General features: G+C 52.1%; 17 protein-coding genes, 1 tRNA gene and 1 pseudogene. 7 read left to right on the top strand and 12 right to left on the bottom strand.

Annotation, left to right across the window (positions count from 1 at the left end; translation table 11 throughout):
• The 9 genes from icmH to tssB form a co-directional block, all read right to left on the bottom strand.
• Nucleotides 1-759: a type IVB secretion system protein IcmH/DotU gene (gene icmH / locus OGY17_RS07850; RefSeq protein ID WP_048236755.1), complete on the bottom strand. Its 759-nt coding sequence runs from the start codon at nt 757-759 to the stop codon at nt 1-3.
• A gap of 4 nt (nt 760-763) precedes the next feature.
• Nucleotides 764-2,095: a type VI secretion system baseplate subunit TssK gene (gene tssK, locus OGY17_RS07845; protein WP_048236754.1), complete on the bottom strand. Its 1,332-nt coding sequence runs from the start codon at nt 2,093-2,095 to the stop codon at nt 764-766.
• 2 nt (nt 2,096-2,097) lie between these two features.
• Entirely contained in the window at nt 2,098-2,631 is a 534-nt protein-coding gene (gene tssJ / locus OGY17_RS07840) for a type VI secretion system lipoprotein TssJ (RefSeq protein ID WP_286606809.1), read from the bottom strand.
• Nucleotides 2,628-3,917 (bottom strand): type VI secretion system-associated FHA domain protein TagH, encoded by a 1,290-nt coding sequence (tagH, locus tag OGY17_RS07835; RefSeq protein WP_048236751.1) that lies wholly within the window; start codon nt 3,915-3,917, stop codon nt 2,628-2,630. Before tagH ends, tssJ begins: the two co-directional genes overlap by 4 nt.
• A gap of 24 nt (nt 3,918-3,941) precedes the next feature.
• Nucleotides 3,942-5,030 (bottom strand): type VI secretion system baseplate subunit TssG, encoded by a 1,089-nt coding sequence (gene tssG / locus OGY17_RS07830; protein ID WP_286606807.1) that lies wholly within the window; start codon nt 5,028-5,030, stop codon nt 3,942-3,944.
• On the bottom strand, nt 4,994-6,847 hold the full coding sequence (gene tssF, locus OGY17_RS07825; RefSeq protein WP_048236749.1) for a type VI secretion system baseplate subunit TssF: 1,854 nt from the start codon (nt 6,845-6,847) through the stop codon (nt 4,994-4,996). Before tssF ends, tssG begins: the two co-directional genes overlap by 37 nt.
• Before the next feature lie 4 nt (nt 6,848-6,851).
• Nucleotides 6,852-7,268 carry a type VI secretion system baseplate subunit TssE gene (tssE, locus tag OGY17_RS07820; protein WP_275380202.1) on the bottom strand — a complete coding sequence of 139 codons (417 nt, stop codon included), beginning with the start codon at nt 7,266-7,268 and terminating at the stop codon, nt 6,852-6,854.
• Nucleotides 7,265-8,737, bottom strand: a complete 1,473-nt coding sequence (gene tssC, locus OGY17_RS07815) for a type VI secretion system contractile sheath large subunit (RefSeq protein WP_153686651.1) — start codon at nt 8,735-8,737, stop codon at nt 7,265-7,267. The genes tssE and tssC overlap by 4 nt, the downstream gene beginning before the upstream one ends.
• A 290-nt stretch (nt 8,738-9,027) precedes the next feature.
• A complete protein-coding gene (tssB, locus tag OGY17_RS07810; RefSeq protein WP_048236746.1) occupies nt 9,028-9,531 on the bottom strand; it encodes a type VI secretion system contractile sheath small subunit in 504 nt (167 codons plus the stop codon).
• Nucleotides 9,532-10,158: 627 nt separating this feature from the next.
• On the opposite strand from tssB, the gene OGY17_RS07805 reads away from it, so the two are divergent.
• The 7 genes and pseudogenes from OGY17_RS07805 to OGY17_RS07770 all read left to right on the top strand — a co-directional run bounded on the left by OGY17_RS07805 (nt 10,159) and on the right by OGY17_RS07770 (nt 19,327).
• A complete protein-coding gene (locus OGY17_RS07805) occupies nt 10,159-10,677 on the top strand; it encodes an Hcp family type VI secretion system effector (protein WP_213786727.1) in 519 nt (172 codons plus the stop codon).
• A gap of 223 nt (nt 10,678-10,900) precedes the next feature.
• The gene (locus tag OGY17_RS07800) at nt 10,901-12,883 is read left to right on the top strand and encodes a type VI secretion system Vgr family protein (RefSeq protein ID WP_286606799.1); all 1,983 of its coding nucleotides are present in this window, start codon (nt 10,901-10,903) and stop codon (nt 12,881-12,883) included.
• Nucleotides 12,880-13,308: a DcrB-related protein gene (locus tag OGY17_RS07795; protein WP_213786823.1), complete on the top strand. Its 429-nt coding sequence runs from the start codon at nt 12,880-12,882 to the stop codon at nt 13,306-13,308. The genes OGY17_RS07800 and OGY17_RS07795 overlap by 4 nt, the downstream gene beginning before the upstream one ends.
• A gap of 23 nt (nt 13,309-13,331) precedes the next feature.
• Nucleotides 13,332-17,717 carry an RHS repeat-associated core domain-containing protein gene (locus OGY17_RS07790; protein ID WP_286606796.1) on the top strand — a complete coding sequence of 1,462 codons (4,386 nt, stop codon included), beginning with the start codon at nt 13,332-13,334 and terminating at the stop codon, nt 17,715-17,717.
• 9 nt (nt 17,718-17,726) lie between these two features.
• Nucleotides 17,727-18,134 carry a hypothetical protein gene (locus OGY17_RS07785; protein WP_048215566.1) on the top strand — a complete coding sequence of 136 codons (408 nt, stop codon included), beginning with the start codon at nt 17,727-17,729 and terminating at the stop codon, nt 18,132-18,134.
• A gap of 220 nt (nt 18,135-18,354) precedes the next feature.
• Nucleotides 18,355-18,828 (top strand): annotated as a pseudogene (locus OGY17_RS07775) (RHS repeat-associated core domain-containing protein); the annotation flags it as partial.
• A complete protein-coding gene (locus tag OGY17_RS07770; protein ID WP_048215567.1) occupies nt 18,821-19,327 on the top strand; it encodes a hypothetical protein in 507 nt (168 codons plus the stop codon). The pseudogene OGY17_RS07775 and the gene OGY17_RS07770, both read left to right, overlap by 8 nt.
• A gap of 65 nt (nt 19,328-19,392) precedes the next feature.
• Here OGY17_RS07770 and OGY17_RS07765 read toward each other — a convergent pair whose 3' ends face one another.
• From OGY17_RS07765 to OGY17_RS07755, 3 genes are all read right to left on the bottom strand, one after another.
• Nucleotides 19,393-19,650, bottom strand: a complete 258-nt coding sequence (locus OGY17_RS07765; protein ID WP_286606792.1) for a SymE family type I addiction module toxin — start codon at nt 19,648-19,650, stop codon at nt 19,393-19,395.
• Nucleotides 19,651-19,952: 302 nt separating this feature from the next.
• Nucleotides 19,953-20,735 (bottom strand): lipoprotein YafT, encoded by a 783-nt coding sequence (locus OGY17_RS07760; RefSeq protein WP_118263111.1) that lies wholly within the window; start codon nt 20,733-20,735, stop codon nt 19,953-19,955.
• A 630-nt stretch (nt 20,736-21,365) separates the two neighbouring features.
• Nucleotides 21,366-21,441, bottom strand: a tRNA-Phe gene (locus OGY17_RS07755).
• Between the last annotated feature and the right edge of the window lie 61 nt (nt 21,442-21,502).

Below are 21,502 nucleotides of genomic sequence, written 5' to 3'. Positions count from 1 at the left end.
TTACCTGGCGAGCAGCCGGTTTAACTGGTGAAGAATGTCCTGCGTCTGGCCGTCCAGGCGCAGCAGATAGAACAGATAAAACAGCGCCAGCACGATGATACCGCCGGACAGAACATGGCGGATGGTCAGTCGTTTAATGAGCTGGTAGCGTCCGCCATGGGCTTTTTTATCCTGGTGCAGCAGTGGAAAGGGCGCATCGCCGCGCAGTTTATGCAGGACGTGATACAGGCGGCGGTATATCTGCTCAAACTCCCCCTGATCCTGAGGCGCGACTTTATAGCGCCCGCGAAAGCCCAGTGAAAAGCAGATATACAAAAACTCCAGCAGATCCTGGTAGCGTTTTGGCTCGCGCATCAGGCGTTCCAGCAGAATAAAGACCTTTTCACCACCCCAGGCTTCATTGTGGAAATGCACCAGTAACGACTGTTTGATCCACTCGTTCTTGTTGGACCAGCCGTTACCCAGTGCCGCTTCATCTATAAAAGTACAGAGGATGTAACGAAACGAGATAATCACACCTGGCTCATAGCCCTGCTCCTGAAGTAGCTGCTCCATTGCCTGCACATCCGTCACCACCTGAGTGAACAGGTGTTCAGGCATGGCATGGCTGTTCATCCCCGCAACACGCATTACCATCCCCAGCAGCGGTGTTGCGGCGTCGATCATCGGGTTCAGGCTGTTGCCGCGCAGCGTAAGCTGGTACTGACGGAGGCCTTCGCTTTCGTATTCGGGTAAAGGGGGCAGTGATAGCGCATCCATCGTCTTATCCTCTTATAGCCCACAGTTGCATGTTCAGATCCGGAAACGAACCGGATACATGCAGGGCGACGGCACCGGTAGCCGCCACATCCGCCCAGGCTGGACCGCTCTTGTCCAGTTCGAAATAGCTGAAACCGGCATGGTACGGAAGCTGGCGGGGGGCCACCATCAGCGTATGCAGCGGGATACCGGGGATTTGCACACTGACCATATTGCGAATTTTTTCCGGCGAGGAAATTTTTGACTGCTGGATAAACTGGCGCTGGAGTTGCTGTGTCTCCATTTTCGCCGCCACTGCCAGCACGAAGGTGGCGGACTGCAACAGTGCTGAGTCATGTACGTCAGCCTGCCAGATGCCATCGCGCAGATGCAGCGGCAGGTTAACCGCCCTGGGCGATAGGACGGTATGCAGTGCCCGCTTCACTTCCGGTAACAGCGTGTTGAAGGTGTCCGTCAGGTTACGGTGATCATAGACATCCAGCGGACAGGGCAGGCGGGACGGCTCGGTAAATGTCATGAGTTCTCCCAGCAGCCCAGCAAGATCGAGATAAAACTCTTCCGGATGAAGCTGTGGTCTGCGGGCGCGGTGAGTGAAGCGGGTCTGGTTACGGTTGAGCAGTTGCAGCATCATAAATTCCGCCACATCGGCAATACCGCTTTGCGCCGGAGAACCAATGCGGTTAGCCAGGTCATTGGCCCGGCCGCCGACTGCCTCCTGGATTTCGCGGAGAAATTCACGAAGCCGTGCGCTGACATGGATGTTCTGGCAGGAGGGGATAAAACTGTCATCCAGCATCAGAGAGCCGTCTGCACGCCTGTCTTTGATACGGCACAGTGGCAGTGTGACATATGCACTCATATCGTCTGCCCCACTCATAATGCGGGGGGTTAACTGCCCCAGCGTCAGTGCACGCGCATCACCATTCTCTGAATGCAGATCCCGGACATCAGCATCGTGCAGCCGGTAACGCCCGATCTGTTGCCCGTAACTGACTTCGCCTCTCACATCGCTGGCGACAGGTAAGGCCAGATAGACATTACGGCTTTCTTCATCGGGAAAACTGTCCGGATGCAGCGGAGCGGGCAGCGAATCCTGATCCGGAAGGGAGAACACCGTGCCATCCGGCAGCGTGCCCGACGCACTGTCGAGCATGATTTTACCCTGTGCCAGCAACTCGTTGTTGATGGACAACTCCGTAAATCCCCAGGATAAATCATGAATGGCCCGGAAACGCAGGTTATTCACATAATCGTTATAACGTTGCTGTTGCTGGAGGTGGTGCGGACGCATCAGTGTCCCTTCCCGCCACATCACCTTGTTTCGCGTGGTTGCCATCGTTAATCATCCTCTTTTTTCATTTCAATACTGCTCTGGCGGATATGTACCAGCAGGCGGTAGTTGTGTCCTGTCCCTGCCACCGGTTCGATTTGTTTCCATTGTGTGGTCAGGTCGTCGGAGAAGTAGGCAATCACGCCGATAAACTGCGTCTTCTCATCCATCTTCACTGGCGGCAGGGTTTTTATGGTGTCGGGCAGCAGGCTGAAATCCTGGTGATCGATATAGTTTTTCCCCAGTGCATCCGGTAACGGCGTACTTGCGAGCTGGTCATAATCCGCAGCCTGTAATTTCGAATCATCACTCAGGTAAACCAGTTGTACGTCCACCGCCGCAGCTTCACCGTCCGCATTGATGTTGGCATCCGGCTCCGTCAGCAACGTAATCGTCACCAGTGACGACTGGTCAGCCAGTTTTCCGACCTGAATATCTGGGTTTTTAATGACCTGGCCGATTTTTTTTGCTGTTTCACAACCACACAAGGCGATGGTTAACAACGCCACCAATACCCAGGCGAGGAAACCACGCCCTGTCATGCTTCCGGCTCCCGCTGTTTTTCACGAAGTACCCGGTCAAAGATCTGGGCATACACTTCGTTAAAAAGCATCTCAAAGCCCTGCTGGCGGCTGGAGGCCAGTTCGTCGTAGTAATCGCAGTACATCTGCCAGGCTCCGGCATCATCCAGCGGATTGCGTAGTTCATGGCTGCGGCGATACTGCACAAAACGGCGCATCAGGCTCTGCGGCGAGAAGGCGTCCAGCAGCACGCGCAGCGATTCCACAATGGCCGCGTGGTTGGCTTCTTCGTGATGGCGGATATTGCGCAGGCTCTCGCTGACGGCGGCAGGTGCGGCGAGATGAACCGGGCTTTTTCCTTCGGCAAACAGCACGTCCAGAGCGGTGGCGTAGTCCATATTCAGGCGCAACGGATTATCTTCCAGCGGGCGCAGATGTTTGTCAGATAGGCTGTTGCGGTGCTGCTGTAGCTCAAGCAGCCCTTTAATCGCCGCCTGCAGTGTCCTCCCGGCTTCTTCCAGAAAATCATCGGCATCTTTCGTGTTATGCACAGTAAGCGATCCTCCCAACCCTCGCAGTAACGGGGTTACAGCGAGATGGCGCTGTGCCGCCTCTGCCGGTGAAATTGCGTCATCATCGCTGTCCTGCGGATAGGCATACATTGATGGCAGATCCATAAACGGTGTGTTGATCCCGCCATGTGTGACCGGATCGGACAACGGAGCGGATGGACGTACAGGCGTGATTGCCGCAAGAGGATTGTCCCTTGTGGTCAGACTTTCGGTCCGCAGCGCCTGCAATGGGTCGGTGGAAAAGCCATTCACAACGGTATCGGCAAGCTGGTGGCGGGACGGCATTCCCGGATATTCCGGTGCGCTGTCAGTGGACAGCAACGTGTCTGACAAAGTGTCGTGGTTAGAAACAATGGTTTCAGGGGTAGCCATCTCTTCGTCGTAATGCCGCATCCCGCCCTGATTCAGATAAACCCGGAGTATCAGATGCCCCGTCTGGATCTCATCGCCCTGGCGTAACTGCACCAGATCCGAGGCTACCGTGACTTTGGCCTGATTCAGCCATAGTGGTGCGGTCAGCTGATGCAGGCAGAATGCGCCATCATGCAGACTGATGCTGAACGCTTTCGCCGGAACATCCTGATGCCTGCCCTGAACCGGCCAGTGGCACTCACTGCTGTGGCCCACATCCCCGCTCTGTGTGAACAGACACCGTGCCGCGCGCCCGCTTTCCAGTTCGCTGCCGTTGACGACATGCAGTGAAAGCGTTTGTTGTCGCGTTTTTTCTTCCGCCATATCATGCTCCATGATGGTTATATTTTACTCCCTGACCCTGATGGTGACTGAGGGATGCTCTCCCGGTTCGCCGAGAAATGACGTCCAGCCCAGTAGTGCGCTCTTGTTATCGTCCAGCCGCATGGTGCCCACCTGCTCCGGTGCCAGTCCCAGGTGCAAATCCCAGGCAAGTTGATCGCGCAGGACGAAGGAGACAAACATCGCCAGCGGCAGAAAGCTTTCTCCTGATGGCAGGAACGAGAGAAACCGCTTACGACTCAGGTTGTTAATGCTTAACTGAAATTTACCGCTGAGATCGGGAACACTCGTCCCGAGAACAAAACTGCCCAGCACCGATCGACCGGCCAGTTTTTCGCCATTTTTAATCGTGTAACATCCGAGACTGTTTTGCTGATCCGGCTCTATTTCCACCATCCGTCGCTGCCAGTTTTGCAGTGTCACGTCAGATAAATTTAAATCGAAACAGTGCGCGACCAGCGAGCAGACGATCTCTGGCGAGCGTCCCGGATTCGCCAGTATTCCGGCATAGGCCAGCATTTTGCTGTGATTAACTGGTAGCCTTTCGCGAAGTTGCCGGTGGCTAAGCCCGACCAGGGAATACATCCGTTGCGAGAACACATCCACGCCACCGTTACGGAAAGAGACGTGGTAGCGATACTTACGCCAGGTATGCCAGACGAACTGTGTCAGGCGGTGGCTGAACATATCCAGAAAATCACCAACCGGACTTTGCTCATGTGCGGATTTCCAGGCCAGGTGATCAAGGTAATAACCTGGCAGGGGAGACTGGCTGCCCTGTAACCCCATAAAGGTGGTGGTCATCCGGAACTGCCCGGAGGTCTCCTGCTCTAGCGCGCTGACATCACTTACCGGAAAGCCCAGGCTGGCATCAGCCCGGAAATGAATGGTCTCCTGTGACGGAGGGGTATCCAGCGATAATTCCGGTGTTTCTTCCCCCTCTGATGCCAGCCGGTGCAGCAGTTCTGAGAGAGCAAAAAAATTACAGGCGCAGGCGTCCTGAAGAAAACTCTCCCGTAATGCGTTTTGTTCATCCTGTACCGGAGCATCGTCCGGAGTCAGATGAGCGGGTGTTGTCCGGTTCTTTCCGCCCATTTCCATGACTCCTGGCTTTCCGTGTTAACAACGGTCAGCATGTGGAATGAATTGACGCTGGCATACAGCGACAGAAAGTGCGACAAAACTGCACCCAGAAGGTACATCTCTCCTTCACAGACAAACGGTCCCGGATGGATATACAGAGTTGACGCCAGACCACGCACCGGTATCCCGGTAAACAGGCGATCAACGGGTCTGGTGTCCAGCCGTTCAATGGCATCCAGCTTTTGCTGTGACAGGCGAGCCATCTGTGGATGATGAATGGCGTGGCGGTCAAAATTGGCTATGACCTGTTTGAGCGCATCAGCATCCAGCAGTGAGAGATAATTCAGGTTCATGGCGGACAACAGGGACCAGTGCAGGCTGCCGTCTATAACCGGCCAGAGTGGCGGCGTGGGTCGGGTGATATTGCGAAACGATGCCACTGACGCGTTTTTACCTGTTGTACCTGTTATGTCGCCAGGCAGGATCTGTATCGGCAACTCACGGTTGGTGCAGGTCAGCGATACTGAGACCACTTCATTATTAAGCAGCGAGGCATCCGGGTGGCCGCCATCAGCGTGAATAAAAGCAAGGCTATGATCAAAGCCCCGCTGAAACAGCGAGGTCTTTGTCCGGTGCTGCCAGTAGACAACTTCCCGCTTGCGACTGTATTCCATCTGATGACTGAAACTTTCAAATGCAGGCCACTGACGCACAGAAGGTGTTGTAATGGGTTGTCCAAACTCTTTTTTTCTGAATATACCCTGCGTCTGGCTCACCACACTGTTAACCGAAAAAATGTCGTAATGATCCGGATAGTGGCGGCTGGGTATCAGTGGATAATCTGCCCGCTGGTGATCCAGCGTAATCGCTTCGGCATGATGGAAAAAAAGATTAATGGCGGGCGCACAATATAAACGCAGGGAGTCGCAGTGTAACTGGATATCCACGGGTAAAGGGCGCGAAAAACGCAGCCGCAGGGTGAAACGATTCTCCTTCAATCTGTCAAGTAGCGCCGGAATGCCACAGACATCGAAAAAGAGAAAACTGTCGGTGTAGCAGAAAAATTCCTGGAGAATGCGGTAGCCGCTGTGGACATTACCGGGCCAGGGCAGCATGGCATCTTCTGGTTCAAACCCCACAGCTTTCAGCATAAATTCGGGCATCGGGATCGACTGCTCGCCCGTAAGCAACTCTGCGCCCTGTAAATATTCGCAAAACCACAAATACAGCTGGTAGCGGGTATAGTTATCATCGTTGCCCAGCCAGAAGCGCAGCTTGTTTAGATCCAGAGTGGTGAAATCTGTACCAGGTGCGATGGCAAATGTAATATCAATAATGCCATGGCGGGGCGTACTGCGATCCTCTACCTGATCCAGTTGAACGGGCAGCAGCCAGATATCCCGGCAAAGAGTGAACGTACAGGGCGGGGCTACATCGTGTTCATTGCCGGAATACGCAGACAATACCTGGTTTCCCTGAGTCTCTTTCGAACCGGTTGTGAACTGTTCGTTGCGGGGGATGCATACCGGCACGGAGGTTTTGTCCATATCCGGGCTGTATTCAATCAGCGTCATCGACGGCACCGGGCGCAGATAATTGGGCCACAGCATTTTGATCAAGCCGTGTGTCAGCTCAGGAAACTCATCCTCAATTTTCTGGCGCAGATTGCCGGTCAGAAATGCCACGCCTTCCAGTAGACGCTCGATATCCGGATCGGCTCCTTTTTCAGCCAGAAACCGGGCCAGATGCGGCTTTTCGGTTGCCAGTTGTTTACTTAACTGGCGAAGGTAATTCAGTTCCTGCCTGTAATAACGCTCTTCGAATTCCATTTTACTACTCCACCTGATAATGCTGACTGCCGTCCGGTGCCATATCAAACTCAAGCACATCGTCGATGTCGTTAAATGTCACCCAGGCGGTGATATGGAATGTTATTTCCTGTGGGCTGGCCATAAGGGGAAGCACCGCCCGAACCTCAGAATGTGAGATTCGGGGTTCATAACGCTCAATGCACTGCACGATAGCCTGGCTCATGGCGCTGCGATAATTATCTGATCCTTCCGGCTCTTCGATGCCGAGCTCCGGGGTACCCCGACAACTGCCGGAGCGGGTATTCAGGATATTTCGCAGGCTGTGGCGAATGGACTGTCTGAATGCCTCTATATTGCTGTCCCCCCGCCAGTTTCTGGCAGGAGGGTTTTCCAGACGCTCAAACAGCGATCCGGCAGGTCTCTCGTGCTCCGTTATCACTTGTCTAACCGTCCGACTAAAGACAGTTCAAACGACGCACCCATATATTTAAAATGGGGTCTTGCGGAAATTGCCACCTGATACCAGCCTGGTTCGCCGTCCACGTCCAGAACCTCAACTTTAGCGCCACGCAGGGGCTTACGGCTGCGGACGTCAGTGGGCGGATTCTCCTGGTCAGCGACATACTGGCGGACCCAAATATTGAGTTCTCGCTCAAGGTCACTTCTCTCTTTCCACGACCCGAGCTGCTCGCGTTGCAAAACTTTAATGTAGTGTGCGAGGCGGTTGATAATGAACAGGTACGGTAGTTGTGTACCCAGCTTGTAGTTGGTTTCGGCATCTTTGCCCGGAAAATGCTTGGGTTTCTGAACCGAATTGGCGGAGAAAAAGGCGGCGTTATCGCTGCCCTTGCGCATGGTCAGCGTGATGAACCCCTCTTCGGCCAGTTCGAACTCACGGCGGTCGGTGATCAACACCTCTGTTGGGATCTTGGCCTGAATCTGTCCCATTGATTCATATAAATGTACCGGAAGATCTTTTACCGCGCCGCCGCTCTGCGGCCCAATAATATTCGGCGCCCATCTATATTTTGCGAACGAGTCGGCCACATTACTGGCTAGCATCCAAGCGGTATTGCCCCAAAGATAATGCTCGTGGCTGTGGCTGACATCTTCGGCGTAGTTGAAGCTTCTGATGGGGTTTTCAGTGGCTGAATAGGGCTGGCGGAGCAGAAAACGCGGTGCGGTCAGCCCCAGGTAGCGAGAGTCTTCGGAATCACGCAGGGCGCGCCATTTTGTGTAAGCTGGGCTCTCAAAGATGGCATAAAGATCTTTGATATTGGGCAGCTCAGTCCATGAATTGAGTCCCATAAATTCCGGCGATATGGAAGAAAGGAACGGCGCATGGGCCATAGCGCCGACGGCGCTGACATAGTTCAGCAGTTTCATGTCTGGCGTGGTATTTTTGAACTCATATGCGCCTAATACCGCCGCGATGGGTTCACCACCAAACTGACCAAATCCGCTGGAATAAACATGCTTGTAGAAGCCTGACTGGGTAATCTCTGGCGCGAACTCGAAATCGTCCAGCAGTTCTTCTTTGGTGACATGCAGGATATTAACCTTAATATTCTCGCGAAAATCAACGCGGTCCACCAGGGCTTTCATTGAACGCCAGAATGACTCCAGTTGCTGAAACTGAGGGGCGTGAATAATAGCATCCATCTGGCGGCTGATTCGGGCGTCAATATCCGCAATCATACTGTCCACGGCCAGTTTATTTACGGGTTCTGCTGGTGAGCTGGATTGTAGAAGGCTGGCAACAAAAGCCGTTACGCCCTGTCGGGCAATATCATAACCGTCAGCACCGGGCTGGATACGGGTTTGTGCCATGATTTCATCAAGCAACGACGGGGCATGGCTTCCCTGTTCAACGCGGGTGGAAACAAGTTCATCTTCCTTTAACGACATACTGAAAATCCTTGTGTTGATCTGTATTTCTGGAGTCAGGTTTCACGGTCAGTGGAACACCTTCCGCCAGTGTGGCTTCATCTGCTGATACCCGTTGATATGGATGATTTCATCCATCAGACATCCGAGCCTCTGGTCGGGCGCCGCGATCAATACATCCAGTGTTTCTGTGTTGATATCGCCTGTCTGAGTGATACATAACCGGCTCACTGTCTGCGTTATTGCGTCATCGGTTCTGGTGGTATCTTTCCGCAAGCCCATACCAGGATAATCTCCCTGAAAAACAGAGATTACTGGTTTTCTGCCTGGCTGATCTCCCGCAGTAACTGTTCGCGGGATTCTTCATTTTCCAGCAATGCCTGAAGCTGGGCGCGAAATGCTGGCAAATTACCCAGCGGCCCTTTTAATGCTGTCAGCGCTTCGCGTAGTTCCAGCAATTTGTTCAACTCCGGCACTTGTTTTGCCACACTGTCCGGAGAAAAATCGTTCAGGGATTTGATTTCCAGCGAGACATTCATCTCATCGTCATCTTTTGCGTCGTCCTTCAATGCTGCCGGAACTGCAAAATCTAGGCTAATGGAAGCTTCTGCCATCACTGAATTGAATGAATGCTTGTCGATAGAAACCATCTGGCGTTCATCAAGTGGTGCTGTTTCTTGTGAGTTTCCGGTATCTCCTACTATCAACATATTGAGGGGTAATTCCACCTCAGAAGGCTCGCCGTCAGTTTTTGGAACGTAAGAAATATTAATGCGTTCTTTGGGGGCTACACTGCCGTTATAATCTTTGCTCATAGAGATCATCCATCAGGTTATGTTATGTTTTCTGCATCTCCGTACAGACCATGAAATACCGTGCAATAAAAACAACTGGCAATCATTATTACGCGAAGAAAATTTTTTGAGAAGCACTTTTTCTAAATGAAATACAGGAGTATCCTTCTGTTGTGGTTATTGTTCAGGTTGTATTGGTTTCGTTAAGAATAAATTAAAAGAAATTTCAGTGATTTTTATTTTTATGTAATTATTTGATTTATATGTGGTTTTTGTTTTGCTTTATATGTTGTTAATATATTTTTCATGAATCCATATACCGCAATTATCTTTATGTTACGGGTTGGTTGGTGAATGGGTTTTACCGATTGGAGTAATGGAGCAATGATGAATATAATATTTATTCATGAATATGATATTGTCATTATTTTATAGGAATGAATATTGATGTATCACCATAATGGATATGTGAATATTTAATTCAGTCATCAGGAATATGCTTTTTAGCCTCTGGGTTTACGGTTCAATCTGCCATGTGAAGAGAGTTTAAACTACAGAGTTTTTTATGTGTTAAGCATGTTTTTATCTGCCGGATATCTTTTGGCAGATGTATGTAAGTGTCGTTAATCGTTAACAAGGAGTTTATGAATGCCAACACCGTGTTACATCTCAATTACGGGGCAAACCCAGGGGAATATTACCGCTGGTGCATTTACCGCAGATTCTGTCGGCAATATCTACGTGCAGGGGCACGAGGATGAAATGCTGGTACAGGAATTCCAGCACAACGTGACTGTACCCACCGATCCGCAGTCCGGGCAGCCGAGTGGTCAGCGTTCGCACAAGCCGTTCATTTTTACTGTAGCGCTGAACAAAGCCGTACCACTGCTGTACAACGCGCTGGCCTCCGGCGAAATGCTGCCGAAAACTGAACTGCGCTGGTGGCGTACCTCTGTTGAAGGCAAACAGGAGCACTATTTCACCACCCGCCTGACGGACTCGACGATTGTGGATATGAAGTTGCATATGCCGCACTGCCAGGATCCGGCGAAGCGCGAGTTCACGCAATTGCTCGAAGTCTCACTGGCCTACCGCAAAATCGAGTGGGAGCACGTCAAGTCCGGCACCTCTGGTGCTGATGACTGGCGCGCGCCGCTGGAAGCGTAAGGCTGAATCCACAGCACCCCACCCTTACGGGCAGGGTGCTGTTTTTGTTGGGGATCGTAAACAAAAAAGCAGTGTCAGTAAGGGGTTACGTTTTTACGGGAGATGGCGGACGCCGGAAACTTCGGCGGTAGCGTGCCTGAATAATGCAAACGTAACACTGTACTGTCATTCGCCGCAGTCTGGCTGGTGGTTTCTTTTCCCTGTTAATTCAGGAGATTATTTCATGTCTACAGGATTACGTTTCACACTGGAGGTGGACGGCCTGCCACCGGATGCGCTGGCCGTGACATCCTTTCACCTGGAGCAGTCCCTTTCCTCGTTGTTCACCCTCAATATTTCGCTGGTCAGCCAGCAGCTTCTCAGCATTGATTTCTCTCAGGTTCTGGAAAAAACAGCCCATCTTAAAATCTGGCAGGGCACGGAGATACAGCGCCGGGTGAACGGTATTGTGACCTGGTTTGAGCAGGGGGAAAACGATGGACATCAGATGCTGTACAGCATGATTGTCCGGCCACCGGTGTGGCGTGCCTCCCTGCGGCAGAACTCCCGTATTTTTCAGAATGAGGACATTAAAAGCATTCTGGGGACGATATTGCAGGAAAACGGGGTGACGGACTGGAGTCCGCTGTTCAGTGAGGCGCATCCGGCGCGGGAATTCTGCGTGCAGTACGGTGAAACGGATTATGACTTTCTGGCGCGGATGGCGGCGGAGGAAGGACTGTTCTTCTACGAAGAGCACTCGCCTGACAGCGACGACCAGAGTCTGGTGCTGTGTGACACGGTGCGCTTTCTGCCGGAGGCGTTTGACATCCCGTGGAACCCGAATACCCGGACCGAAGTGAGCACGCCGTGCATCAGCCAGTTCCGCCACAGCGCACAGATACGCCCCTCTTCTGTCATTGGCAAGGACTACACCTTCAAACGTCCTGGCTGGGCGGGGCGCTTTGAGCAGCAGGGGCAGAACCAGGATTATCAGCGTACACAGTATGAAGTGTTTGATTATCCGGGGCGCTTCAAGGACGGCCACGGGCAGAACTTCGCCCGCTGGCAGGTGGAGGGCTGGCGCAATAATGCCGAAGAGGCGCAGGGGAAAAGTCGTTCTCCGGCAATATGGCCGGGGCGGCGTATTCAGCTGACGGAACATCCGCAGGCGGGCCTGAACCGGGAATGGCAGGTGGTGAGCAGCGATTTGCAGGGGAAACAGCCGCAGGCGGTGGCGGGGCGTTCCGGTTCAGGGACCACCCTTGAGAATGATTTTACGGTGATACCGGCGGACAGGACGTGGCGGCCCCGGCCAATGGAAAAGCCGTCAGTGGACGGCCCGCAGTCAGCCACTGTTACCGGCCCGGAGGGGGAGGAAATCTTCTGTGACGAACATGGCCGGGTGCGGGTGAAGTTTAACTGGGACCGGTATAACCCGGCGAACCAGGACAGCTCGTGCTGGATACGGGTGGTGCAGGCGTGGGCGGGACCGGGGTTCGGCAACCTGGCGATACCGCGGGTGGGCCAGGAGGTGATAGTGGACTTCCTGAACGGGGACCCTGACCAGCCGATAATCATGGGACGGACGTACCATGCGGATAACCCGCCGCCTGGCGGTCTGCCGGGGACGAAGACGCAGATGACCATCCGCTCGAAAACCTATAAAGGTAGCGGGTATAACGAGCTGATGTTCGAGGATAAAACAGGTCAGGAACTGTTGTCGATGCATGCGCAGAAGGACATGAAGACGACGGTACTCAACGATCAGGGTACGGCGATCATTCGTAACCAGAGTCTGGTAGTGGGCAATAACCGGCTGAAAGTCGTGACTGCCAACGAAGATGTCAAAATTGACGGGCACCAGCTGCTCAATATTCGGCAGTTTCAGGAAGTGAATGTCAAAACCGATGTGACCTGTTTTAACGGCGGCGACAGGATAATGCAAAGCGCGGGAAATGTGATCATCGGCTCAGGTTCCATGATCCGGCTGGAATGTGGGGAGAGTGCACTGGAGTTGCATGCCGGGGGCGTGATTAACCTTAAGGGCAAGGCGTTTAACATCGTGGCTGAGGGTAACAGTCTCATTACGACAGGCACAGCTATGCTGGGCCTGAATCCGGAAGAGCCTGCCCCGGCTATTGGCGTTGTCGGTGACAGCCATAAAAAAGACTTAACCAGCATTATACAGGGATTATTCCCCGAAGAGACGGGGGACGGAAAATGAACGCCATTTACCGCATGAATGAAGGACATCTGGCGCTGAGCGGAGAAGACTGGCTTGACTGCACGATGCAGGTTATCCGCAATACCCGCACCCACACCTCACTGGTGATCACCCGCGCAGTTATTGCCGGGGACAGGTCGTTTGATGACGAACTGGCATTCCAGTGGGCACAGGTGGCTGCACAGATCGATAACTATCAACAGACGCCACCTGTCGTATTAACGTTGCCTTTATTGCCTGACTGTCCTGCCCGGGAAACGACGGCTACATATCTTCGTGAACCTTATTTTTGTTGCCAGCGCCAGCTGGCCGTACTGATGCCAGAACGGTGGCTGCTGATGCTGACCTGCACCGCACTGAATACCTTTAGCGAAGAGGACGAACGGTTCTGGCTGCAGGTTAAAAATACGCTGGACAGGGACTGAGATCAGACAGAGGACGTTTTGCCATGAGCAATCCGAACGCCGCCCGTCTGGGCGACGACATCATTCATACCAGTATTCTGGCCGATATACTGGGGGGAGCTTTTGAAGCGGCTATTTGCGTTGCTGTTGGGGTCGTCGTGGTTGCTGCTGCAGCCCCTCTTGCCGCCGCGGCGGCAACTGCTGCAGGCGTGTCAGCTGCGACGGTTGCGGCAGCGTCAGCCGCCGCAACAACCTGTACAGCCGCGGGCATTGTCGGAGGGCTGACCGTTTCGTTATCGGGCGCTGCTGAGGTTGTCGGCGATATTGCTCAGGGCGCGGCAAACTTTATCTCCCCCCCTTCACCGCAGGGGAAAATTGCGACAGGCTCTTTAAATGTGCAGACCAATGGTCTGCCTGCCGCCAGAGCTGCGGGGCGTCTGATGACCGCCGCCGAAAATGCCACGCGGGAAAAAATGGAGGCGGAAGAGAAGAAACGGCGGGAAGAAGAGGACGCCCGGATGTCCACCGGGATGAAAGTGCTGAACGGGGTGGTTGCGCTGTTCAGCTATGGCAGCGAACTGCTGGGAGAGTTGATTAACCCTGTAGTGGCCGGGCCGTCAGGCGGAGTGGTGGAAGCTGAGCACGATGTGGTGCTATGCGAAAAACACCCACCGAATCCCATACAGTTTATGGCCGAAGGCTCTTCTCAGGTCAGTATCAATGGTCTGCCTGCTGTCCGCACCGGAGACCGGACAACCTGCGGCGGCACCGTTTCTACGGTGGTCTCTCCCAACGTCATCATCGGGGGGAAACCGGTTGTGGTTCGCCCTATTCATAGCGGCAAATCACCCGGCGTGGAAACCGCGCTGCTCGCGCTTTCCGTCCTGACGTGCCGCCCCACTAAGCTACTGAAACAGCTTCCCTGCATGATAATGGGGATGGCGGCGGCAATGCTTGCCAGTAAGATTGGCGAATCTGTGCGGGCACTGTGGAATCCGGTACATGCCGCGACGGGCGCGAAGGTTCTGAGCGGGGAAGAGGACTGTGATTTTGAGCTCCCGGCCCGTTTCCCTCTCATCTGGCAGCGCATCTACAACAGCCGTAACCCGCATGAAGGGCTCTTTGGTCGCGGCTGGCGCACCGCATTTGAAACCCGCGTGGTCAGGGAGGAGGAATACACCTGCTTCCATGATGAAGGGGGACGCGAACTCCGTTTTGTCTGTCCCCCGCCGGGTGAGGCAGGATTCAGTCCCGATGAAGGACTGTTATTTGCGCAGAGCGAACAGGGCATGGTGGTGATTGGTGATCTGGACGGCGCCACCTGGCGGCTCTATCTTCCGCACCCGTCAGCGCCCTCGCAACTGCGCCTGCACCTGCTGTCGGATAATTATGGCAATGGCTTGCGGCTCCATTATGACGAACAGGATCGCCTGCAGGCGATTACCGATACCCAGGAAAGCCTGCGGGTGGTGCTGCATTATCAGGACTTACACTCCCCGCAGCGTCCGACCCGGATCACTGAGCACATGCTCACCCCGGCCCCCCCCGGTGGCGAGCCGGTTCATCGGCTACTGATGTCCTACGACTACACCCCGCAGGGGGAACTGTGCCGTGTGACCGATGCGGATGATGTCTGCCTGCGTGAATTTGATTACACCCCGGACGCCCTGATGGCAGGGCACCGGATGCCCGGCGGGGCCCGTCACCGCTATCAGTGGAAAAAGTTCAGCGACGGCTGGCGGGTGGTGGCCTATGAGTCCAGCGGAGGCGACAGCGCCACGATTGGTTATGACCTGACACAGGGCGTGACCACCGTCACCCATGGCGGTGGCGAAACGCACCGGCATGAATGGGATCGTCGCTATCTGGTGGAGAAGTACACCGATGAATCCGGGCAGGTATGGGGCTATGAGTGGAACGAGGACGGGCAGCTTTCGCGTACCGTCGACCCGTTGGGTGCCAGCAGAGCATATCACTATGATAATGCGGGAAACATGATTCTGGAGACCGACCCGCTGGGCCGGGCCGTCTGTACACGCTGGCTTGAAGACCGGGCGCTGCCTGTTCAGGTCAGCGGGCCGGAGGGAAGCGTACACCAGTATTTTTATGATGCGAACTTTGCTCTGCGTGCAGAAATCAATGCACTCGGGCTGTGCTGCTATTACCGTCGTGATGAGTGGGGCCAGGTCGTCGAATTCACAGATGAAAAGGGCGGCGTACAACGCTTTAGCTGTAATGAGCGTGGGCAGCTTATCAGCGTTCAGGACTGTTCCGGGAAAACAACGCAGTACCGGTACGATGCGGCTTACCGGCTGGCCGAGGAGGTGGATGCGGCCGGGGAGAGTACCCGCTATGTTTACAGCCCGGCAGGCAGGCTAAAAATGGTTTCCGGTGCGGAGGACTGGACGGCCAGCCTGTCCTGGACGGCACAGGGGCTGCCGGAAAGCTACCGGGTGGGACACAATAATCCGGTGCGCTGGCAGTATGATGCCTGTGGTCGGGTGAGCGTGGTGACTGACCCGCTGGGCCATACCGTGCGGCGTGAATATGACGCGCGCAACCGGCTGACGCGTTTGTATAACGAAAGTGGTGAGCTGTACCGGTTTATCCACGGCATAAATGGGCATCTGACGGAAGAGCGGGGTCTGGATGGTGTTATCACCCGCTACGAATACGATGTCTGTGACCGGGTGGTCAGTAAAACCTGGGCGGCCGGCACGCCGGATGCGCTGACGCACCGCTGGCAGTATAACGCAGCCGGGGAAGTGACCGATAAGCAAACGCCGGACGGGCACACGGTCTACCGGTACACGACGGGAGGGACTCTGCAGGCGGCGCTGTTTTATCCGCCGGGAGCAGAGAGTCCTGCACAGCGCGTGCTGCTGGAGCATGACCGGCTCGGCTGGCTGACGGCGGAGGAGAACGACTCTGGCCGGGTGAGCTACAGCCTGGATGAACTGGGTAACCGGACATCCGTTCAGCTGCCGGATGGTCGCAGCCTGAAGACGCTGTATTACGGCAGCGGTCATGCGCTGAGTATCAGCCTGGATGAGCGGCTGATTACGGAATTTACCCGTGACAACCTGCACCGGGAAATTAGTCGAACGCAGGGCGGCCTGACGACACGTACGCGTTATGATCGACTGGGGCGGCAGGCGCGCCGGGAAATCTACCGCAAAGAGAACGGGATGCGGCCGGTGGAGGCGTGGCACTGGCAGTACGACAGCCGTCACAACCTGCTGAGTGAAACGCAAATCAGCGACTACCGCTATCAGGGCTACCATTACGATGACGGTGACCACGTCTGTCGCCACGACACCAGTTTTCGTGGGGTGACGCATCATACGTACGATGCGGCAGGTAACCTGCTGACTGCCCCGCAGGCAGGGCAGTCGCTGACACATAACCGGCAGACGCAGTGCGGTAATGGTGCGTGCAGGTATGATGTTTACGGCCGGATGGTGCAGAAACCGGGCCCGGGTGGCCTGTGGCGCTACGGTTATGACAGTGAACACCGGATGACGGAAGCGGTGCTGGACACGCCGGACGTAACCGGGGCCGGAAATACGCGACACCGGGTGATTTTTACCTACGACCCGTTTGGGCGGCGAACAGAAAAGCGCAGCGAGCTGACGGTATCTGCGCCGGATGACGGGCGTGTCACCGGGGCGCAGGAGGTGACAACCTTTGTGTGGGAAGGGTTCCGGCTACTGGCGGAGACCCGCAACGGACAGTCGCTGGTGTACGTGTACGAAGGGGCGGGGAGTTACACGCCGCTGGCGAGGATTTACGGCACCGGCGACAAACAGCGTGTGGACTACTACCGCTGCAGCCATAACGGTATGCCGCAGGCGCTGACGGATGAGGACGGGAAACTGCACTGGCGTCAGGATGTGGATACGTGGGGAGAAACGCGGTCGGAATACGCGGATGAAGAGGGAAGCAGGTGGCGGAAGATATGGGGTGGTGCGCCGGAAGAGAACCTGCGGTTCGCGGGTCAGTATCTGGACAGGGAAACGGGGCTTCACTACAATACGTTCAGGTATTATGCGCCAGATATGGGGCGGTTTATTACGCCGGACCCGATAGGGCTACGTGGGGGAATAAACAACTACGCGTATGTACCTAATCCGCTGATGTGGATTGATCCTCTTGGATTAAGTGGTTGGCAAATAGATGGCGATAAGACTACAGCTATTTTGCAAGGTGGTCCTTTTAAAGAGAAATATTATAAAGATGGAAGAACAGGTTTGTGGTGGTCTAAAGACACTACCGGGCACGGTGGGTCTGCGTACAAAGTATATAGAGAAACATCAACCACTCTAGAATGGATTGCAGATGCTGATGAAAATGGTCAGTTTATGCCTGATAAACATAAAGGGAATACGGGGCGAAGTATCCCTAAAAAAGGTTGTAAAGGAATAAAGTGAGTTAATGACATGATAAAAAATAGCGCAGAATTTGTCTCATTGAGAAATAGTGATATTCCTGATGAGTATAACCGAGCGGCCACAGAAGAGGCTCCTCTTGATGTATGGATGGATCTTATTGAAAATCATCATGATATGAAAGTATGGGTTGCAAGAAACAAATCCATACCAAAAGAAATAATTAATATTTTGTCAAGAGATATAAATCCTATTGTTAGGGATGCTATATCATCGAAATATCCTTTGGATTTTGATATTTATTTGCTGTTATCAAAAGATCCCGATGATGGGATTAGAGTTAGATTAACTTATAATAAAAAATTACCAACATCTATTTTAAAAGAAATGGCTGACAATGATCCTAGTGAATTTGTGAGGAAAGAAGCACGACTGAAATACAAACAGCGAATTAAATAATGATAAACATTTAAATTTTTTGAATGAACACATCATGTGATTTTATTTTCATTTCTGAAATTTACCAAATCAAAAACTGGTTAAGAAATTACCCCTTCCCAGTTTATGAGTAAATTTATCTATGTATGACGACAGACGATGGCACTATGACATTGCAACTTTGATAATTTATATACGAAGTTGACGGTACGATCAGCAAGACGCATAGATTGCGCATCCTGACCCGATAGGGCTGGCGGGTGGTATCAACCTCTATAGTTACGTTCCTAATCCGCTGACATGGATAGATCCTTTAGGGTTAATGCCGTGGGCGTGGGATCCTAATGGAATGGGACACCATTTAAACCCACGCAACAAGGCCAATAGCATCGGTCTGACCGAGCTTGGTACTATGAGAAATACGCCAACATTCTTTCCTGATCCTTATAATTCTGGAATGCATGAAGAATTGCACAGAGCTATTAAAGGTGACATAGGCAAAATTCAAGGGCCGTGGACAGGAACAGCGGATGATTTATTTACTGCTACTAGTCGCAATTTAGATTCTGTCTCTCATATAAGAGGTGATTTAAGAATTCCTTCGACGGGTGAGGTCTTAGCCAGAAATGTAACTCCTAAAGAAGCTCATTCAAAATTATTGGAATGGTACAATAATAAACAAGCGGGTAAGACCTCAGGAGGTAAGTGTGGTTAAAACAATAAAAGTCGATGTTGATTTTAATGGAATAATTATCTTCGATTATCCGGGGATACTAGTACCTTTTGGTGGGAAAATAGAAAATGGGGACAATATTCTCCAGGGATTTACTACCACAGATAAAGGGGATCTTGTTCTTGATGAAGGTATTGCTTTACCTATCATGGGCATTGATGATGGAGGCTATGTTGTTCGGTTATTTTTAAATGAACTCCCTGATAATGAAAATAGGAAAGTTATATTTAGTGATAAATATTTTTACCTTAATGTGACAGGTGATTTATATATTGCCGATATGTCGGTCTTTTGGGAGTGGGAAGATTATACCGGTTGGCATAATGCTGATATTCCTAAAGGAATATATAAAGTCAGCCTAGAAGGGATTCATTTAGAAAAGGATGGTGATACTGTTTATTGCTATGATTTGATTTTAGAAAAAACAAGCAAACTTGGTATAAGAGAAATTGAACCACGTTCAGATTCCAGACTTTATTAAACAAAAAACCGGGAAGGTTATAAAATCTTCCCGGCTTTCTTATTATTTAACCCTCGTTCAGTCCACTAAACCAGCACATCCTTAATCCCCTTAACCACCTGTTTAGCCTGATAAAGTTGTTCGCGCAGCTCCTGCACCTCGTTATTATCCGCCATCAGCATAATACACCCGTCTGAAATCTTCACCGTCACGCCGCGCCCGGTCTCAAATACCGCCTCTTCGAGCCAGTCGCCCTTAAGGTGCAGGCTGGGACTGCGAGTAAATCCGGTGGGGATTTTGGTTTTGCGGTTGGTACGGGAGATGCCGACATAACCGACTTTCATGCGCGCCGTGTTCTGGATGAGTTTATGTGTTTAACTATATGATTTAATAGTAAAATAAATGGTGTTCCGATGGCTTAAATGATCAGGGTGTGGCGGTGGCGTATGGACTACGACGCAATGAGCTTGGTGATTTACATATAAAGCTAACGTTACGATTCATACTCCAGTGAGATTCTCTGTCCTGATCCGATAGGGCTGGCGGGGGGAGTAATCTTGCCCTGCTGCTCCAGCCCGCCAGGGGCAGCAGGTACGTCGGATTCGCTGACGCGCCGCTACAAGTCAATAATGGTAGCCAGGACGGATTACTGGTAACGGTTCACCAGGTCTTTAACCATTGATGCATAGGTTTTTTGCTTAAGCTGCGAAAATTGCCTTTCAGCAGTTGCTTCTGCAGCATTTTTTTTCCCTGGCAGTGGTAGTAGCATTTTATCTTCATAATTGACCGGCGACCAGGTAGCCCATTCACCAGTTGCCACGTCCACTAGAGTGAAACGCACCAGATAACGTAGTGATGTATTGTCGGTTAGTTTTTCATTTTTATAATCTGACCAGACTATGCTTTTTGTCGCAGCGTCATATTTGCCTGACTGCAATGTATCCTGATAAACGATGATTGCTTTCTGATGACCTTTCGCGGCGACATAACGCAGAGCCTGCATCCAGTTCATGTTTTCTACAACAGCAATATCCTGGCTCTCGTCTTTATTTTTATCTTTATTACAAGTCACGGTCTTTTGCCTGTCCGGGATACCGGAGAAGGTTGCGACGGTATAATATCGACTCATTTCCTGCTGCATGATAGCTTCCGGTGCTCGGCTACCGGACTGTACCAGAATAACCGGTGAACTCAGAGGTACGCGAAATACATTCCCTTCCAGCGCAGCCTGGATCTCCTCTTCGGACACCGCCAGCGTAGTTTCATTGCCAAAAATATCCTTGTCCGTCAGTTGCTGTGCTGAAGCAGTCTTACTTACGCCGTTCTCTGTCCGTGCCCCTGCTTTCTTTGCATCAATAGGAGAGTGTGGCGCGCAGCCAGCCAGCAGAAATACTGCTGTACATAAAAATACTGCTGACCTGGAATTCATATTTGCATCCTCAATGGCGTCAGGTGTTTCCTGCAATTATTTATCTGAAAACTCAAACTGAATTATACACATGAAATAAAGACCTAAAAAGAGAATTGCTGTTTATTAAAGCATTCGGTTAAATAATAATTGATGGTTTTGTATGTGTTATTTAAATATATGCAATCCTATTGCAGAGTACAGTTTATCCGTGTGGGGCTGGCTGGCAGTATTATTGGGAGAATTATAACAGTACGAAGAGTTTTTGGGGGATGCAATATTCAGGAGTAAAACTATATTATTGCCTTAACACTAATATTGGTTTGTTCTCCTGAATGAATTTAAGCCGGAAATACATGATGAAAATTCTGGAATATACAACATCAGAGTAAGACAAGAAGCGTCTCCTTCGGATCAGATTTTAATCTTTCGGGTATGCCGGTGGGGGCGGTGTGTCTCAACGTCCTGGATTCGCCCATGCTCTTGAGTGTTGCAGAGAAAGGTAGATGCTAGCAGCTTACGCGCGACTTCTGCCAATCTAATTTGTGTATAAGAGTAGACGAATTGGAGGTGAGCAGTTGGCAAAGTTCGATAAAGAGTCCGTTTCGCCAAAAGCAAAAAACCAGCCCTGAGGCTGGTTTTTCTAAATAGTGGTGCCCGGACTCGGAATCGAACCAAGGACACGGGGATTTTCAATCCCCTGCTCTACCGACTGAGCTATCCGGGCAACGAGGCGCATTAAAACCGATTCGCTTCGTTTCGTCAACGAAATTTCTTCAAATCAACGC

It is taken from the genome of Citrobacter sp. Cpo126, from assembly GCF_030332445.1.
GTDB lineage: Bacteria > Pseudomonadota > Gammaproteobacteria > Enterobacterales > Enterobacteriaceae > Citrobacter > Citrobacter portucalensis.
The sequence above is the reverse complement of the archived record's forward strand: the minus strand, read 5'-3'. Positions and strand labels throughout refer to the sequence as shown.

What these genes read in the sequence shown, in the direction of transcription:
- icmH (WP_048236755.1), bottom strand. Translation starts at nt 759, where the DNA reads ATGGATGCGCTATCACTGCCCCCTTTACCCGAATACGAAAGCGAAGGC.
- tssK (WP_048236754.1), bottom strand. Translation starts at nt 2,095, where the DNA reads ATGGCAACCACGCGAAACAAGGTGATGTGGCGGGAAGGGACACTGATG.
- tssJ (WP_286606809.1), bottom strand. Translation starts at nt 2,631, where the DNA reads ATGACAGGGCGTGGTTTCCTCGCCTGGGTATTGGTGGCGTTGTTAACC.
- tagH (WP_048236751.1), bottom strand. Translation starts at nt 3,917, where the DNA reads ATGGCGGAAGAAAAAACGCGACAACAAACGCTTTCACTGCATGTCGTC.
- tssG (WP_286606807.1), bottom strand. Translation starts at nt 5,030, where the DNA reads ATGGGCGGAAAGAACCGGACAACACCCGCTCATCTGACTCCGGACGAT.
- tssF (WP_048236749.1), bottom strand. Translation starts at nt 6,847, where the DNA reads ATGGAATTCGAAGAGCGTTATTACAGGCAGGAACTGAATTACCTTCGC.
- tssC (WP_153686651.1), bottom strand. Translation starts at nt 8,737, where the DNA reads ATGTCGTTAAAGGAAGATGAACTTGTTTCCACCCGCGTTGAACAGGGA.
- tssB (WP_048236746.1), bottom strand. Translation starts at nt 9,531, where the DNA reads ATGAGCAAAGATTATAACGGCAGTGTAGCCCCCAAAGAACGCATTAAT.
- OGY17_RS07805 (WP_213786727.1), top strand. Translation starts at nt 10,159, where the DNA reads ATGCCAACACCGTGTTACATCTCAATTACGGGGCAAACCCAGGGGAAT.
- OGY17_RS07800 (WP_286606799.1), top strand. Translation starts at nt 10,901, where the DNA reads ATGTCTACAGGATTACGTTTCACACTGGAGGTGGACGGCCTGCCACCG.
- OGY17_RS07795 (WP_213786823.1), top strand. Translation starts at nt 12,880, where the DNA reads ATGAACGCCATTTACCGCATGAATGAAGGACATCTGGCGCTGAGCGGA.
- OGY17_RS07790 (WP_286606796.1), top strand. Translation starts at nt 13,332, where the DNA reads ATGAGCAATCCGAACGCCGCCCGTCTGGGCGACGACATCATTCATACC.
- OGY17_RS07785 (WP_048215566.1), top strand. Translation starts at nt 17,727, where the DNA reads ATGATAAAAAATAGCGCAGAATTTGTCTCATTGAGAAATAGTGATATT.
- OGY17_RS07765 (WP_286606792.1), bottom strand. Translation starts at nt 19,650, where the DNA reads ATGAAAGTCGGTTATGTCGGCATCTCCCGTACCAACCGCAAAACCAAA.
- OGY17_RS07760 (WP_118263111.1), bottom strand. Translation starts at nt 20,735, where the DNA reads ATGAATTCCAGGTCAGCAGTATTTTTATGTACAGCAGTATTTCTGCTG.